The 15,105-nt window shown below is 46.5% G+C and carries 13 protein-coding genes; 5 read left to right on the plus strand and 8 right to left on the minus strand.

The features are described from left to right. Positions 1 to 240: hypothetical protein (locus ACQ5DJ_RS00005; protein ID WP_429840631.1), on the plus strand; the 240-nt coding region annotated here is incomplete at its 5' end. A gap of 615 nt (positions 241 to 855) precedes the next feature. On the opposite strand, the gene ACQ5DJ_RS00010 is transcribed toward ACQ5DJ_RS00005, so the two are convergent. Genes ACQ5DJ_RS00010 through ACQ5DJ_RS00020 form a run of 3 tightly spaced genes read right to left on the minus strand, consistent with a single transcriptional unit; the run spans position 856 to position 5,029 of the window. Next, positions 856 to 1,320, minus strand: coding sequence for a hypothetical protein (locus ACQ5DJ_RS00010; protein ID WP_429840632.1), 465 nt, complete (start codon positions 1,318 to 1,320; stop codon positions 856 to 858). Between the two features lie 42 nt (positions 1,321 to 1,362). After that, positions 1,363 to 2,757, minus strand: a complete 1,395-nt coding sequence (locus ACQ5DJ_RS00015; RefSeq protein ID WP_429840633.1) for a ribonuclease H-like domain-containing protein — start codon at positions 2,755 to 2,757, stop codon at positions 1,363 to 1,365. Continuing rightward, the gene (locus ACQ5DJ_RS00020) at positions 2,747 to 5,029 is read right to left on the minus strand and encodes a DEAD/DEAH box helicase (RefSeq protein ID WP_429840634.1); all 2,283 of its coding nucleotides are present in this window, start codon (positions 5,027 to 5,029) and stop codon (positions 2,747 to 2,749) included. Before ACQ5DJ_RS00020 ends, ACQ5DJ_RS00015 begins: the two co-directional genes overlap by 11 nt. Before the next feature lie 204 nt (positions 5,030 to 5,233). On the opposite strand from ACQ5DJ_RS00020, the gene ACQ5DJ_RS00025 reads away from it, so the two are divergent. The 4 genes from ACQ5DJ_RS00025 to ACQ5DJ_RS00040 all read left to right on the plus strand — a co-directional run bounded on the left by ACQ5DJ_RS00025 (position 5,234) and on the right by ACQ5DJ_RS00040 (position 10,221). After that, complete coding sequence (locus tag ACQ5DJ_RS00025) at positions 5,234 to 6,061, plus strand: geobacillin-26 family protein (RefSeq protein WP_429840635.1); 828 nt, start codon at positions 5,234 to 5,236, stop codon at positions 6,059 to 6,061. A 398-nt stretch (positions 6,062 to 6,459) separates the two neighbouring features. After that, complete coding sequence (locus ACQ5DJ_RS00030) at positions 6,460 to 7,566, plus strand: GerAB/ArcD/ProY family transporter (protein ID WP_429840636.1); 1,107 nt, start codon at positions 6,460 to 6,462, stop codon at positions 7,564 to 7,566. Then, entirely contained in the window at positions 7,544 to 9,064 is a 1,521-nt protein-coding gene (locus tag ACQ5DJ_RS00035) for a spore germination protein (RefSeq protein ID WP_429840637.1), read from the plus strand. Before ACQ5DJ_RS00030 ends, ACQ5DJ_RS00035 begins: the two co-directional genes overlap by 23 nt. 8 nt (positions 9,065 to 9,072) lie before the next feature. Continuing rightward, entirely contained in the window at positions 9,073 to 10,221 is a 1,149-nt protein-coding gene (locus ACQ5DJ_RS00040; RefSeq protein ID WP_429840638.1) for a Ger(x)C family spore germination protein, read from the plus strand. Positions 10,222 to 10,267: 46 nt separating this feature from the next. On the opposite strand, the gene ACQ5DJ_RS00045 is transcribed toward ACQ5DJ_RS00040, so the two are convergent. The 5 genes from ACQ5DJ_RS00045 to ACQ5DJ_RS00065 are packed head-to-tail and all read right to left on the minus strand — an operon-like array spanning position 10,268 to position 15,105. Next, complete coding sequence (locus tag ACQ5DJ_RS00045; protein ID WP_429840639.1) at positions 10,268 to 11,242, minus strand: NAD(P)-dependent oxidoreductase; 975 nt, start codon at positions 11,240 to 11,242, stop codon at positions 10,268 to 10,270. Further along, the gene (locus ACQ5DJ_RS00050) at positions 11,235 to 12,146 is read right to left on the minus strand and encodes a sugar phosphate isomerase/epimerase family protein (RefSeq protein ID WP_429840640.1); all 912 of its coding nucleotides are present in this window, start codon (positions 12,144 to 12,146) and stop codon (positions 11,235 to 11,237) included. Before ACQ5DJ_RS00050 ends, ACQ5DJ_RS00045 begins: the two co-directional genes overlap by 8 nt. A gap of 17 nt (positions 12,147 to 12,163) precedes the next feature. Next, positions 12,164 to 12,898 (minus strand): HAD hydrolase-like protein, encoded by a 735-nt coding sequence (locus ACQ5DJ_RS00055; RefSeq protein WP_429840641.1) that lies wholly within the window; start codon positions 12,896 to 12,898, stop codon positions 12,164 to 12,166. 27 nt (positions 12,899 to 12,925) lie between these two features. Next, complete coding sequence (locus ACQ5DJ_RS00060) at positions 12,926 to 14,251, minus strand: ABC transporter substrate-binding protein (protein ID WP_429840642.1); 1,326 nt, start codon at positions 14,249 to 14,251, stop codon at positions 12,926 to 12,928. Positions 14,252 to 14,283: 32 nt separating this feature from the next. Continuing rightward, positions 14,284 to 15,105, minus strand: a complete 822-nt coding sequence (locus tag ACQ5DJ_RS00065) for a carbohydrate ABC transporter permease (RefSeq protein ID WP_429840643.1) — start codon at positions 15,103 to 15,105, stop codon at positions 14,284 to 14,286.

Raw genomic sequence — 15,105 nt, forward strand, 5'->3', positions numbered from 1 at the left:
AGGCACGCCGCCAGCGTTCGTCCTGAGCCAGGATCAAACTCTCCAATAAAGTTTGTTACTGGTTCAAAGCTGGCAAATCATTTAATGATAGACTCATTAACGCTTTCGCTGTTCAGTTTTCAAAGAGCATTTTCACAAGCACTTCAAAAGTGCCGGAATCACAATATACCATGTATGATTGTTTTAAGTCAACAGGTAATAATTGAAGTGTTTCATTTTGTTTCGTTCCGTCCTTTTTGAAAGGCGGAATACCAATATAGCATGATCTATTTGCTTTATCAAATGAAATAATTGGAAGTCATTACACTTCAGTACCTTTAATCAGATTAAACTGCCCAATAGCTTAATGAGGCAGCCGAATCATCTCCAGCAGCCTCTGATATTTTGGTAAGCTATCGATTCCGTTCGTTCAATTATAAATTTTGCTAAGTTTAGCTAATGTTGGGCTTCCTCAACGGCCATTAAAGGGATCTCGTATCCCAAGGCGTACTTGGAGCCTAGTCCCCAATAGTCGTAATCATATTCTTTTGGGTGCTTGATCAGGTATTTAGAACGTTCGAGCCAATTTTTCAGTTGTTCTGATTTAGCAGTTTTGGCCACATTTTCTACTAACGCTGATAACCTAACTATGTCTTCCGTACTTCTTGACCGAACGATATCCCCTATAAACACATAAAGACTGCTAAGAAAAAAAGGAGTGTGCTTGCATTTTGCATCGTCAATAAACGTACAAATCATTGGTATGTTTTCAAAACTGTTTACAGCAAGCTCCCAATCTTGCTCAGGGATCTTTTCATTACTGTATGCCCATGCTTTAATTTCTTCTGGACTTGGGTTCCATCCTCCCTTGTTTCGTCAAGGAGCGGTTTGCAGTTTCAGAGGGATTTGTTCTTGATGCTCTCCCCGATCATCTGTCCATTTTATATCCACCTTTAACTCAGAGAAGTAATATTCGAGCTGTTCTTTCGGCGTATCTTTTGCAGGAAAATCAGTCGAGAGAAGGTTCGGGTACTCCTTAAAAAGCAGAAACGGTTGCTTATCATTAAGCTTTTTTATAGATTCGTGGTCGAAATTACTGCTCGGATTACCGTTAACTAGGTGAGCCTCGAAATGCAGCTTCGTAACGTCATTCTCCATTTTCTTCGTCAGGTAAAATGGGTAAACAACATGAGTGTGTTCACTCTCAGTCGGCCTGATCTCCATGACCACGCTCCAATTGCCGCTCTCTCCCGTAAATGTGTGAACCCAGTCGTCATTCGCAGAGCAACCGCCAACGCTAATAAGTAGCATCGCAAATAGAATCAAGACAATCTGTCTCATCCTACTCCCCCTCTGATCGATAGGCCTTCGATCTACAGTCCCTCATTGCTCTTGCTCATCTGCCCACTCCAAAAATCCGGACAACAGGCTCTCTTCTTCTGCTTCATTTCCGCGTAGCTTTGCTTCTAACCGATCCATCCGCTTGTGATAGGCCTCTGCGTCGTCCTTGGACCTGTTTCGCAACAGACTCCCGCGCTTCTTCCACTGCTCATACGCTTGCTTCGTATAGCGCAAAGCCTTCTCCCAATCCTTCAACTGGTGCTCGTACAGCTTGGCAGCCTCAATATACACCTCATCCGGGACATATCCGGTGGACTGGATGCACGACTCCCAAACGGTTAGGGCTTGGTGCCATTCCTTTTGCTTTTTATACAGATGACCGATGGCGAGCTTGGCCCGGTTACTCCACGCATGATCGCTGTCTGCAACGAGACGATAGCCTGCCATTGCCGCCTCCTGATCCCCAAGCGCGTCGTACCATCTGGCAATTTCGTAGCTTTCCTCGAAAGATACTGTTACACTCCCTTGCCCTACCAATAGCCGCGTCATGTGGATGTACATCGTGATCAGAGACAGGACGTCCGTCTCGTTATGCCGCAGCACGCCTTCGATAACATCAGGGTCTTGGTCATGCAAAAAGTCGAAATACCGCACCGGCGCCAAATAGCCGGGCAAATCATCCTCACGATAAACATCCAGCTTTTCCTGCTCAATGATGCCCAATCGGCACGATTCCAGCTCTGTCTTCCACAGCCTCCTCGCCCCGTGCAAAAGGTCAAAATGACTAAAGGTAGGCAAAGCAGGCACTTGATCGCGCACCAGTGTATGCCGCGTCCGAACTTGCGGCCAGTCAAAGGACTTTCCGTTAAAGGTCACCAGATGCGAGGAGTTCTGTGCTTGCTCCAAAAACGATTGGTACAAGGTGACCTCTGCATGCGGGCCCGGGAGAAAATGCTGACGCACCACGACGTGCTCCCCCTCGAAACGACTGTACCCCAAAAGAAAAATCGCATTGCCTGCCCCGCCTGACAGCCCTGTTGTCTCCGTATCGAAAAACAGCAAGTCTTCTGGCCTCCTGCCCGCAGCGGACAGTGGATGCTCTCGACCAGCCGCTTCCCACATACGGATCGCCTCTTGCAACTCGGAAAAAGCGTAAGCGCCATGCTGCTGATCGATCGGATAACGAACCTCGCGAATCATGACGTACTCATCATCCCAGATGTAGGGCGATGCCTGCATTTCCTTCCACTTGTCGGCAAAAGGTATCTGTAGCTCGGCGCTGCCATCCGTTGGTACAGCCGCCCTCGGCTCTTCCCCCGTCTCTTTCTGGAGATTGGGCCTTTCCGATTCAACTGTTTTGACTGCTGGCGCTACCGCTTTGTCGGTTTCCAGCGAGAGATGTCCCTTCATCCGTTGCAGCTTGGATTTAAGAGACATAAGTACTTCCCCCTTGAGCGATTCGCAGCAAGGTCATGGCTAGCCCCTTGCTACCGTCATCTGTCGCTCCCACACAAGATGGACAGCCTGACTCACACGGGCAAGAGACAATCATCCGCTCTGCCTGTGTCAAAATCGTCTCCATTTCCTTATACACTTGCTCGCTCAAGCCGATGCCTCCCGGATAACGGTCATACAGAAAAATCGTCGGCTCCTGCGAATGAACGGCCTTTCGTTGCGGTATCACGTGCAGGTCCATCGGGTCGCACATGACAAACAGCGGAGCTACGTGCTGCAACACATGTGCCAAACCAACCAAGCCGCGTTCCACATCCTCTGTCCCAATCTCGCCGAGCAGCGCTTCGGAAAAACCGATCCACGCCGCATTTGTATGCAGTTCCTCTTCTGGCAAATGAATCGGTCCCGAGCCGATATTTTCATGCGTTTCGAACTTGATTTTCTTAAAGATCGTCGCCATCGCATTCACAGCCACTTCACCATAAGCCAACGTGCTCTGCGCATGACGACGGGACTGATCCTGCTCCAATACCTTCAGCGAGACGGCCAAGTTTGCATCTGTGTAATAATCGACCTGCACTTCCCGGACATACGCCTTCTTTTCCTCGTAGTCCAGCTTTTCCACCTGGAATTGCGTCCCTTGATGCAGGTAGATAGCCTCGTCATGCAAGAGCGTCATGGAGCTGAAACGATCCATTTCCCCGATGACACGCTCATTTCCCCGTTCGCTGATGTCGATGATCACGACATTTTCCTGCGAGGCTGACCGCAGACTGATGTTGTGGGCCGGGAATGAATCGTTCATCCAGAACCACTTGCCCCGCGAGTAATGAAGCACTTGCTCCTCGGTCAAGAACTCCAGAATTTCCACGATTTCCGCGCGCCCGAAGGTATCACCCTCACGAAACGGCAGCTCGTATGCCGCACATTTGAGATGATCCACCAAAATGATCAGATTATCGGGATTGATCCGCGCTGTCTCAGGACTGCGGTCGAAAAAGTACTCCGGATTGGCGATCACATATTGATCCAACGGCGTGGAGCTACCGACCATCACGACGACGGATTCCCCCTGCCGTCTTCCTGCCCGTCCTGCCTGCTGCCATGTGCTTGCGACCGAGCCCGGATAGCCAGTAATGACACACGCCTGAAGCTGCCCGATATCTACCCCAAGCTCCAGCGCATTGGTGCTGACCACGCCCATAATGTCACCATTGCGCAAGCCGCGTTCGATCTCTCTGCGCTGGCTCGGCAAATAGCCGCCGCGATACCCTTGGATCGTTTTTGGCCCAAGCTTGCGGCGAATCAGCTCCTGCAAATACGTCAACAAAATCTCTACACGTACACGGCTTCTCGCAAACAAAATCGTCTGGATGCCATTGATCAAAAATTGCTCGGTAATATCTCGCGCCTCCAACGTGGCACTGCGTCTAATATTGAGCTGCTTGTTGACCACAGGCGGGTTGTAAAAAATGAAATGCTTGATGCCAGACGGAGCACCATTGTTGTTGACCAGCTCTACCTCTTCTTCTGTCAGAGCTTCTGCCAATTGCTTCGGGTTGGCGATGGTAGCCGATGTGCAAATAAATTGCGGGTGGCTCCCATAAAAGGCGCAAATGCGCTTTAGCCGCCGAATGACATTGGCGACATGGCTGCCAAAAACGCCGCGATATGTATGCAGCTCGTCAATCACGATGTATTTGAGATGCTCGAAAAAGGACACCCACTTGGTGTGATGGGGCAAAATGGCGGAGTGCAGCATGTCTGGGTTGGTGATGACGATATTTCCTGCCTTCCGTACCATCTGCCGGATATTTGCAGGTGTATCACCATCATATGTTTCGGATTTGATTGAAAGGCCCATTTCCGTAATCAATTCGTGCAACTCCGACTTTTGATCCTGTGCCAAAGCCTTGGTTGGGAACAAGTAAAGAGCCCGCGCTTGCGTGTCTTCCGATAACGTCTGGAGGATCGGCAAATGATAGCACATGCTTTTGCCAGAAGCCGTGGGCGTAACCGCGACGATGTGTTTGCCTTCGCGCACATGGCGAAAAGACGTTGCTTGATGCGTGTATAAGGAGGGAATGCCTCTATTCGTCAGGGCATCTCGAATTCGTCCGTCCAGTTCATTTGGAAATGGAACAGACTTTGCTTCCCGAGCAGGAATTACCCGCCAGTGCGCGATATTATCGCGAAATCTTTCCTCTTTTTTTATGTGATCCAATATGGCTGCGATATCTTTTTTCACATTCATTTTCGTCACCTTCTTGCTTCCATTTTACGAATGGACGTTCGGCATGTAAACATGGAATAAAGATCCACTTTGAACAGATATTATTCGAGATGTGAAAGTCGAGGAATAATTTATATTTATTTATTTTTATTCCAGCAGGAAAACACAATTCACTTACATAATTTGTAAAAAATACAAATTAACTATATGAAAGGGTGGTTTGTTTTGAAACTTGTTAAAAATAGGCTTTATAAGCTAGGTTCTATGCTATTATTAGGCGCCTTAATGTTTACTTCAGTTGTTTCTCCAACCTCAGCTACCGAATCTAGTAACATTGAGTATATTGAGTCTATGAATGATACCTTACAGGAAATAGATGAATTTGCAGCCGAAAATGTGCAAATTGATTATATTAAAGAAGATGATCAATTTAGAGAAACTAAGATTATTAGTAATAACGAACAAGTAATTACCCGGTTAAATAAAGAAACGAATCAATTGGAAATAATTACTGAAAATGATGAAGCTTTCATCATAAACTTGGATGAAAAACAAAAAAATGAACAGAAAAAAAGTTTAAAGGCTGCAAGACCTAATGAAAGAGGATCTTCCTTACTTTATGATGGTGAGTATAGCGGATGGTATAATTACTCTAATGGAAAAGACTTTTGGGCTTTGGAGTGGGAAGGTAATACTAAAAGCACCTTCGAAAACAATAAGAACTCTAGCAATATAAAAGATTTTATCCAGGCAATTGACGCATTAGAAAGTAAAGAAGATAATCTTGCTACCGCTCTCGCTATCGGTGTTCCTAGTATAGGCGTTTCAGTAGTAGTCACAGCTATTACTGCAACACCAGCAGCGAAGTTGACGTTATCTGTTTTGGCTGGAATTGCAGCTACTCTTGCATTAACTGCTACTTGCATAACGATTATGAATGACATGCTTCCTACAGTAAGAATAGCGAACCGGACCTTCTATAAGATTTCTATTGAAACACCAAAAATTGCTCCGCTCTCTGACGAATCTTTTGAAGAAATCTCAACTCAGTAGAATTGTTAATCCGCCTTTCTTTTAAGGCGGATTAGCTTTTTCAAATAATATAATGATTCATTGGAGGTGATTATCTTTGATCTTAGAATTAATATTTCTTCCTTTGATAGTTGCTTTGCTATTACCAATCGCATTCAGTCTCAAAAAAATAACAGTGCAAAATGATAAAATAATTGAACTTCTTGAGGAATTGAAAAAGCGTTAGCCAAAGCAGCTACTTTTCCCCTTGATTAGCATAGATGTCCTAGAAGTATACAAAAAGCCACGAAAAGAAGATTCGTGGCTTTTGTGATTCTGCTTCCTAAGTTATTACGAATGGACGTTCGGCATGTAAACATGGAATAAAGATCCACTTTGAACAGATACTACTATCAACTCAAGTACGTAGAGGTATGTCCATGAAAGACGCTACTTTAACTTTTTTTCAGGTAGTTTGCATGCTGATGCTCACCATTGGCTTAATGAACCATGTAATCGTCATCCCGATTTTGATGGATGCCGCAAAACGGGATGCCTGGCTTTCCGTAATTTTGGCCGGTGTCTTCTTCATTGTGTGGGTCTGTCTTCTCTACTCGGCTGTTGCCAAAACTCGCCAGCAAAATCTCTTTCTCTTGCTGAAAAAAGCGTACCATCCCGCTGTTTCCAATTTATTAGCAGCTATTGCCTGTGTGTATTTATTCATGATGTGCGCGATTACGATGAGAGATACGGTTACCTGGATTCATGTCGCGTTTTCCCCGAAAATGCCCACTATTTTCATTGCCTTCATGTTGGCTTGTATTTGTTTATGCAATGCATACTTGGGCATACGCTCCATTGCAAACACAGCGGTCCTTTTCCTGCCTCTTGTCATCTTTCTTGGATTCTTTGTCATGTCTGCCAACTACACGCATAAAAGCTATATTTTGCTCAAACCATTTCTGGAGTACGGCATGCTCCCTGTATGGAAAGGCGTGGTCTTTGTCGGGGCGGGTTTGATTGAACTGATGATCCTTCTGTTCATGCAGCAGCATATTCGATCCAAGTATTCGCTACTGCCACTCTTGATCTTGGCTGTCATTTTAATTGGACTAACCTTTGGACCCGTCACGGGGGCCATTGCCGAATTCGGACCTGAACAATCGGAGAAGCTGAGATACCCTGCTTACGAGGAATGGCGCTTGGTTAATATTGGCCGCTATATTGAGCACATGGATTTTTTAAGTATTTACCAGTGGTTTTCCGGTGCCTTTATTCGGATGTCTCTGACCATATTTCTCATCGTCGATATTCTTCGATTGGAAAGCAAAGCGAAAAGAATGATGGTCCTTGTCTTGCTTTCTTCTCTTTTGGTTGCCATTGCCGTTCTCCCCTTCAGCGATAACGTCTTTCTGGACATGTTAACTGCTCATATCCTTCCCATTATGTTTTATACGATGGTCGTCTACTCATTCGTCATTATCGTGCTCGTAAACTGGTCCAGTCGAAGGAGGGGAATGATTCATGAGGAGAAAAAAGGGGATTGATGTATTTGTCCCAAGCGACCATCCACCATCCATTCCAGATGACCAGCCATTAACTGAGGACTATTTCCGCCAATTGTTTGCCTCATGTGCGGATGTCATCATAGATACAATTAGCCTCCCTTATCACGGAAACGTGGAGGGTTCATCTCTCGTAACCATTATTTATTCTGAAGGTCTGTGCGATATCAAGCAGATCAATCAATATGTAGTCCCGAAATTGTCCAAAATGCATCAAACCGCTCCCATGATGAGTTCTTTGGACATGCAGCAATACAGTGAGCTATTTTTGAAAGAGGTCATCGACGATCGAAACCCTGACCATATTGTCAAAAAAATATTCGAAGGGGAACTGCTCCTCTTCTTTCATTCGTTAAGCAAGCTGTATTGGATGGAACTCTCCGACCCGCCGCAACGTGCCCCCGAAGAATCAAATACAGAGGTCTCTGTAAAAGGACCGCGTGATGGCTTTACCGAAGAACCACACATCAGCATCGGGCTGATCAGGAAGAGACTCAAAACCAATCGGCTCGCCGTAGAAGAGTACAGATTGGGAGATGAGACGCACACAAAGGTCAATTTACTGTTTCTCAAAAATCGGATCAATCCAGATACCTTGGAAGAAATTCGCACAAAGCTTTCTCATTTGGAAGTACAGGCTCTTGTGAGCAACACGCAGTTGGAAGATATATTGACAGGCACCCGCATCCCCTTGTTTCCTCTGTTTGAGTATACAGGCCGGCCCGACTTTGCTGTGAACGCCTTGTTGCACGGAAAATTCGTCATCTTTGTGGAAGGATCTCCTTCCGCCACGATTGCTCCTGTTACGCTGACCTATTTATTCAATACGCCGGAAGATGTCTACTCGTATTTTTGGTACAGCGCGTTTACCCGACTCATGAGATTGTTTGGATTCGTATTGGCCTTGTTTCTGCCTGGCTTCTGGATCGCCTTGATCACCTATCATCAAGACCAGCTCCCATACACGTTGGTAGCCACACTCGTTTTATCCCGACAAGGCGTCCCCATTCCTGTCCCTTTTGAAGCAATTGTGATGCTCTTATTGTTTGAGTTATTTCGGGAAGCAGGCATGCGCCTTCCCATGGCTTTTGGCCAAACCTTGTCCGTCGTCGGCGGGCTGATCATCGGACAAGCCGCGATTAGTGCAGGCTTAACCGCTCCAGGGATTCTGGTGGTAGTAGCCATGTCCGTACTCTCTACGTTTTCGCTGGTCAATCAAGACCTCGTCGGAACAGTTAGCTTGCTACGGCTCCTTATCTTGATCGTTTCTGGTATGGCCGGATTGTTTGGCTTTTTCATCATGGTTGGGATCATCGTGCTGTACCTGACTAATTTGCGCTCCTTTGGGGTTTACTACCTAGAACCAATCTCTCCCCCTGTTTTTCAGGATTTGTGGAAAGTCATCTTTCGGATTCCATGGGGAAAATGGGGAAGCGTCCCCAAAATGCTGCAAAAAACCAGATCAAACAAGGAGAATTAACAATCGCTATGCAAAAACTACGATGTTTTTTCACAATTGTATTGATCTCTTCCCTATTAAGCGGATGCTGGGGCGCCAGAGAAATCGAGCATATGATCTACGTCAATTCCATCGGTATCGACTATGTAAAAGGGAAATTTGTGTTTTACGCGCAAATTATCAGTTTCAATAACATTGCCAAACAAGAAGCAAGCGGACAACGCAATCCGCAAACGATTTCCGTCGGGAAAGGAGAAGGAAGAACATTGGATGAAGCCATCTTCAATCTGTACCGGACTGCCCAGCAGCGTCTGTCCTGGAGTCATATCAAGGCCTTTGTTTTTACCGAGGACGCCTTGAAGAAAGATGTAATTAATCAATTATTGGATGTGATCGACCGATATTACGAATTTCGCTATACCGTATGGACGTTTGCAACGAAAGAGCCGATCGAAGACTTATTTAACGCCAAACCGATTCTCAACATCTCCATTCTTTATTCCCAATTAAATGACCCGGAGGATATTTACCGACAAAGCTCTGTGATAGCCCCCCTGTTCCTTTACAAGTTTATTTGGAAGTGGAAAGAAAGTGGACAAACCGTGCAATTGCCCTTATTGAGTACCAACAAAGTACAATGGTCCGAAAACAAAAAAAAGCATCCCACCCTGATCATGAGTGGCGTCTGTTTTTTGCAAAACAAGAAACTAAAGCTATGCCTGCCGCGCCCGGAAATCATGGGTCTGCGCTGGTTGGATAAAGAAACGCGTCGACCTGGGATTACTGTTTTCCATAATAGTGAACCCATTACCACACTCGTCATGGAAAAGATCAAGCCTGCGATCATTCCTCAAGTGGAGGATGACAAAGTGACGTTTCATCTCAAGGTGAATACAAAGGCAAACATGCCCCAATTGGTGAAAGCCGTTCCAGAGGAGGATTTACGAAAATATGCGGAAAAAAGTATTACCGACGAGATCATGCACACGTACCATCTCGGACTAAAAACACAGACAGATGTGCTGCAATTGTCAGATGCCCTTTATCGAGAAAATCCCAAAGCATGGCACAAGTTAACGAAAAATGGTGAGCTCCCCCTACGTCCCGATACGATTTCACGCGTGGAAGTAAAGCTGCAGCTTTTCGGGGGAAATTTGTCCAAGATACGGGAGCATTAAAACGAACCGGGACCAGTCTCTGCGGACTGACCCCGGCCTTTTTTGTTTAGGAAAGCTGATTCAAATGATTGTGCGGCGTTTCATTGCGTTGGATTCGTTCAATGTTTTCCACAAAAAATTGGTACCTTTTCTCGTGAAACTTGGTTCCGTCAGGCATGCCTGCCGTATGCGGCGTCAGTACGACATTTTTCAAAGCACGCAGCTCACTGTCCACGTTGAGAGGTTCTACTGTGAATACATCGAGGCACGCTCCGCCAATCACATTGTTTTTCAGCGCTTCGATCAAGTCTTCTTCACAAATGATCGGCCCTCTCGCTGTATTGACGAGAAGTGCATCGTTTTTCATTTTCGCTAAAAACTGCCTGTCCACCAAATGTCTCGTGGATTCATTCAGAAAAATGTTCAGGGTGATGACGTCTGATTGGGCAATCAGCGTGTCCAGATCAACCATTTCGGCATCATCGCTCTGCCTGTTCGGGTTGGTGTCGTACGCCAGTACCTTCATTCGGAAGGCCTTTGCCAGCTCCGCTACGCGAGAGCCGATGGCGCCAAAGCCGATGGTACCGATGGTTTTTCCTGCGAGCTCGCCACCGACGTAGACGATCTTGGTCTCATCCTCCCGGTTTTTCATCGCTTGATCGAGATAAGAGATGTTTTTGTAATACCCAAGAATGAGCGCCATAATATGCTCGGCTACTGCGTTTGCATTCACGCCAGCCGCGTTGCTCACCCAAATGTTTTTCTTCGTGCACGCCTTAATATCCACGTTGTCAAAGCCCGCACCCGTCTGGACAAACTTCAAGTTATGCGCTTTGTTCAGCAACTCTTCGTTTACTTGGATATGCTCAGGAATCAACACATTTGCTTCGCTGATAAATAACTCGATCTGCTCAGGCTCCACGATTTGGATGCGCCAATCCTGCGGAAACGCTTGTGTCACGCGTTGCTTGGAATAATCGGTAAAGTATCCCGTAATCAATACATTCACTTCTGCCACAGCCCCAGTCTTTTGTTTATGCATCGGCCCATGCTTCGTAAAAAGCACGTTTTACATTGGCGATTACCAGCATAGGCGATTCATTCTCAAAGCGCCCCACCTCAAAGGTCATGACTGGCTTCCTGGTCGGTTTTGGGCTCTTGAAAAAATCAATGTCATTGAGCGTCGTGATGAACGTCGTTAGCTCATTCACACCAACCTCTGAATCCTTGACGTGAAACGGGAGGTGCTTATCCCCGAAATAGCTGGCTTGCCTGTCTTTCAAGTAACAGTTTCCGAGATGAATGTGCGTCAAATAATCTTTGGCCAGCCACAAGGACTTGTGCGGGTCTTCGCCCATAATCGGTAAATGGCTTTGATCCAGCAAGAGGCCAAAATTGTCGTACTCGCTACGGATCTCATTTGCTACATGTACCGCCTCATGAGTAGGTCCGAGCAAATAATTGCGGTCGACATACCGATCCCCGATCTCCAAAGAAATGCACAGCTCGTACGTATCGGCTTTTTCTTTTGCGTACTTGCACAGCTCCATAGCCGAAGCAATAAACGCCTGGATGTTTTTCGGCATGTTTTCCTCGCCTTGAAATTTACCCGTTACGATATGCATGATTTTCGCGTTCATTTCATAGCAGTGGTCGATCAGCATCCTGCCTGATTGAATAGACTTGTTGCGAACGACCGGGTCCAAGGAGCTGAGATCAATCTGCAATTCTCTGGCTGCATCTCCGCCGTTGAAAATAACCTCGACTCCGCTGTACGCCATATACTTTGCCGCTTGTTCCCTCGTCTCTTTGTCTGCGATATAGGACACTTCTATCGCTGTAAAGAATGGGTCTTCCAGGATCGTAAGAAGACTCGGAAGCATTTGTTCAGGCCTGCTTTGTGAAAAAGGAAACAGCTTCGGCAAAACGATTCCGATACTCGCCATCTTCTCCACAGGGTAGATCATACGATTTTACCGGACAGAATCAGCTCTGGCAGTTCCTTTACCGTGTCGAGCACATGCGTATGATAGTACTTGCCCCATACCTCGATTGGAGTCGAGCCTTGCATCACGCCAATGACCGCTTTGCAACCTGCGTTGTAGCCTTCGAGCATATCTGCTGGCGTATCGCCGAGCTTGATGACTTGTCTGACGTTTTGTACGTTCAAATATTCCATGGCTTTGAAAATCATGAACGGGGCTGGGCGTCCTTTTCCTTCTGGTACCATATCCAGGTCTACTGCATAATCGATCAAGCCATCCTTCACCCAACCGAGCGACTCCATGATGACGCTGTTGATTTCTTTATGGAAGCCTGTCCCAGTCGCTACCTTGATGCCATTTTCTTGGCACCATTTCAGTGTTTCGGTTGCGCCTTCGATTTCGCGGCAATTTTCCTGATAAAACGCAATCATGTATTCGGTATAGCGTTCGTACAGCTTGACCGCGTCCTCGAACGAAGAGTTGTCGATATCGATTTCAAAGTTTTTGAAGTCGATCCTATTTCCTTTTGTTCTCGCAATCAAATATTGATAGAGATGAATCTTGTTCGTTCCCATGTGCGTGCTGATTTCATCTGGTGTCACGTTTAATCCGTATTCCACAGCCGCTTTATGCAGACAATCTCTCACGGCGTTATCGTCCTCTACCAACGTTCCTGCCAGATCAAATACAGCCAATTTGATGTCGTTTTTCATTTTTCCATCTCTCCTGTTCGCTATGTGTTATTGATTCAGTGCCTTGTCGAGTTCTTTCTGTGCCTTTTCTTTCGCTACTTTGAGCGCTTCTGCGGCAGGGACGTTTTCGATCAGCACCTTGTCCTTCGCCAACTCAATTTCTGCGTAAATTTTGCCGCCTGTCGGGTCTACAAAAGGAGCAATCCCATTCGTTTTCGCCTGTTCCAAAGGTACCGAGAAGTACGGATTTTCTTTCAATTTGTTCTGGTAAATTTCTGTGTTAACGGCGCTGTCGCGAATGGGAATATAGCCTGTCTGTACGGCCCAGTACGCTGTTTTTTCTGCTTCCGAGAAGTACTTCACGAATTCCCATGCGCCCTCTTGCTGCTCTTTCGAGGATGCTTTGAACAGGTTGAACATGACAGAAATGGCGACAGGTCTAGGTGGTTGTCCATTGAAGCCTTTTTGCATGCCGGTTGCTACCTTGGTGAAATCCAGATCGCCACCGTCACCGGAAGAGCCTGTATAACCTGCGGATTTTCCGTTCATCACGTTGTCGATGGTTTTGTACCACCATTCCCAGCCATTGCCGCCATAGACGGTATCCATGATTTTGTCCTCATGAATGTACTTGCGAATGCTGTCCCACGCATACACCCATTCTTCCGAGTCAATCGTGACAGTCTTGCCGTCTTCGCTCACGATATCGCCGCCAGCTGAACGAGCGTAGTCGATCATATGCTCCGTGTACCACATGATGGACCAGCCGTTGATTCCTTCTTTTTCTTTGATGAGCTTGGCTGCATCTGCCAATTGCTCGAAACTCGTGAGTGCATTGTAGTCAATCTTGTATTTGTCAAAAATGTCTTTGCGGTAGTACATCATTTGTGTGCTGACATAGGCAGGAACGCCGAGCATCGCATCGTTGTACTTCCCTTGCTCTAACAGCAGAACATCGTCCTTTTTATACTCCGGCTGATTGATCTGCTCATCCAATGGCAGCAAGGCATCGCTTTTCGCCAGCTTCATAAATTCCGGATACGCATTGATCGCCAAGGCTGGGGGCTTGCCAGCTGCCAGAGATGCCTGGAGCGCTTGTAACGTCTCGCTGTAGTCACCTTGGACAATCGGAACGACCTCGTATTTTTCATTGCTACTGTTAAAGTCCTGCACGATTTTTTGCATCGTCTCCCCGAGCTTGCCGCCGAGACCGTAGTAGAACTCCAGCTTGATTTTCTCGTCAGGGCCAGACGCTGCATTCGCGTTGCTGTCAGACGCGGCGTTGTTCGAACAACCGACAGCTCCGGTAAAAATAAGCGCAGAACTCAGGATGGAAAAAATGATACTCTTGGTGTTTCGCTTCTGATTTTTCACAATGACTCCTCCCAATAAATAGCGGTCTTGGTCTATTTGTTGACATACAGATTAGCCATGGAATGAATGATTCTTTTGCTTGCGATTGCGAGCAGGATCAGCATAGGTGCCAGTGAAATCGCACACGCTGCCATCGCCAGTGGGAAGTCCATCCCGTAGCCCGCCTGACTCATAAATAGCCTCCGCAAACCAATCGTGACGAACATGTTTTCCTCCGACTTGATCAAGAGCGAGGGCCACATATAGTTGTTGTAGCTGTAAATAAAGGTGATCAACACCAGCGAAGCAATCGCATTTTTGCAATACGGGATATACACGGTGAAAATGAGTCGTAGATGCCCCGCCCCATCCAGCTTGGCTGCATGCACCACATCCTTTGGCACCTGCGCGAACGATTGCCTCAGGAAAAAGATGGCGAAGATGCTGATCAGCTCGCTGAGAATATAACCCATGTGCGTATCCAGCAAATTCGCTTTGGACAGCAAAATAAAGGATGGAATGTACGTTACCGCTGATGGAAGCATGTAGGTCGCCAAAATAAGCACGAAGCAGTAACGAACCCATCTTTTCTGCGCCGTCGCGAAAACATACGCCGCAAAAATCGCGGTGAACATTTGAAAAACGATGATGATCAGGCTGACAGAAATGCTGTTCCACAAATAAAGCAGCATCTTCGTTTCCGTGAATACGCGGATGTAATTCTCAAAATGAAAGGTGGAAGGCAGCAGGCTCCCGCTGTACACCTCGCTTTTGGGCTTGATCGAAATCAAGAACATCCAGAGAAACGGAAACACCATCAGTACGCTTAACAAAATTAACATTGCATAATTGATGCCTGTTTTTAATTTTGCCAA

The organism is Brevibacillus sp. FIR094, assembly GCF_050477165.1.
GTDB lineage: Bacteria > Bacillota > Bacilli > Brevibacillales > Brevibacillaceae > Brevibacillus.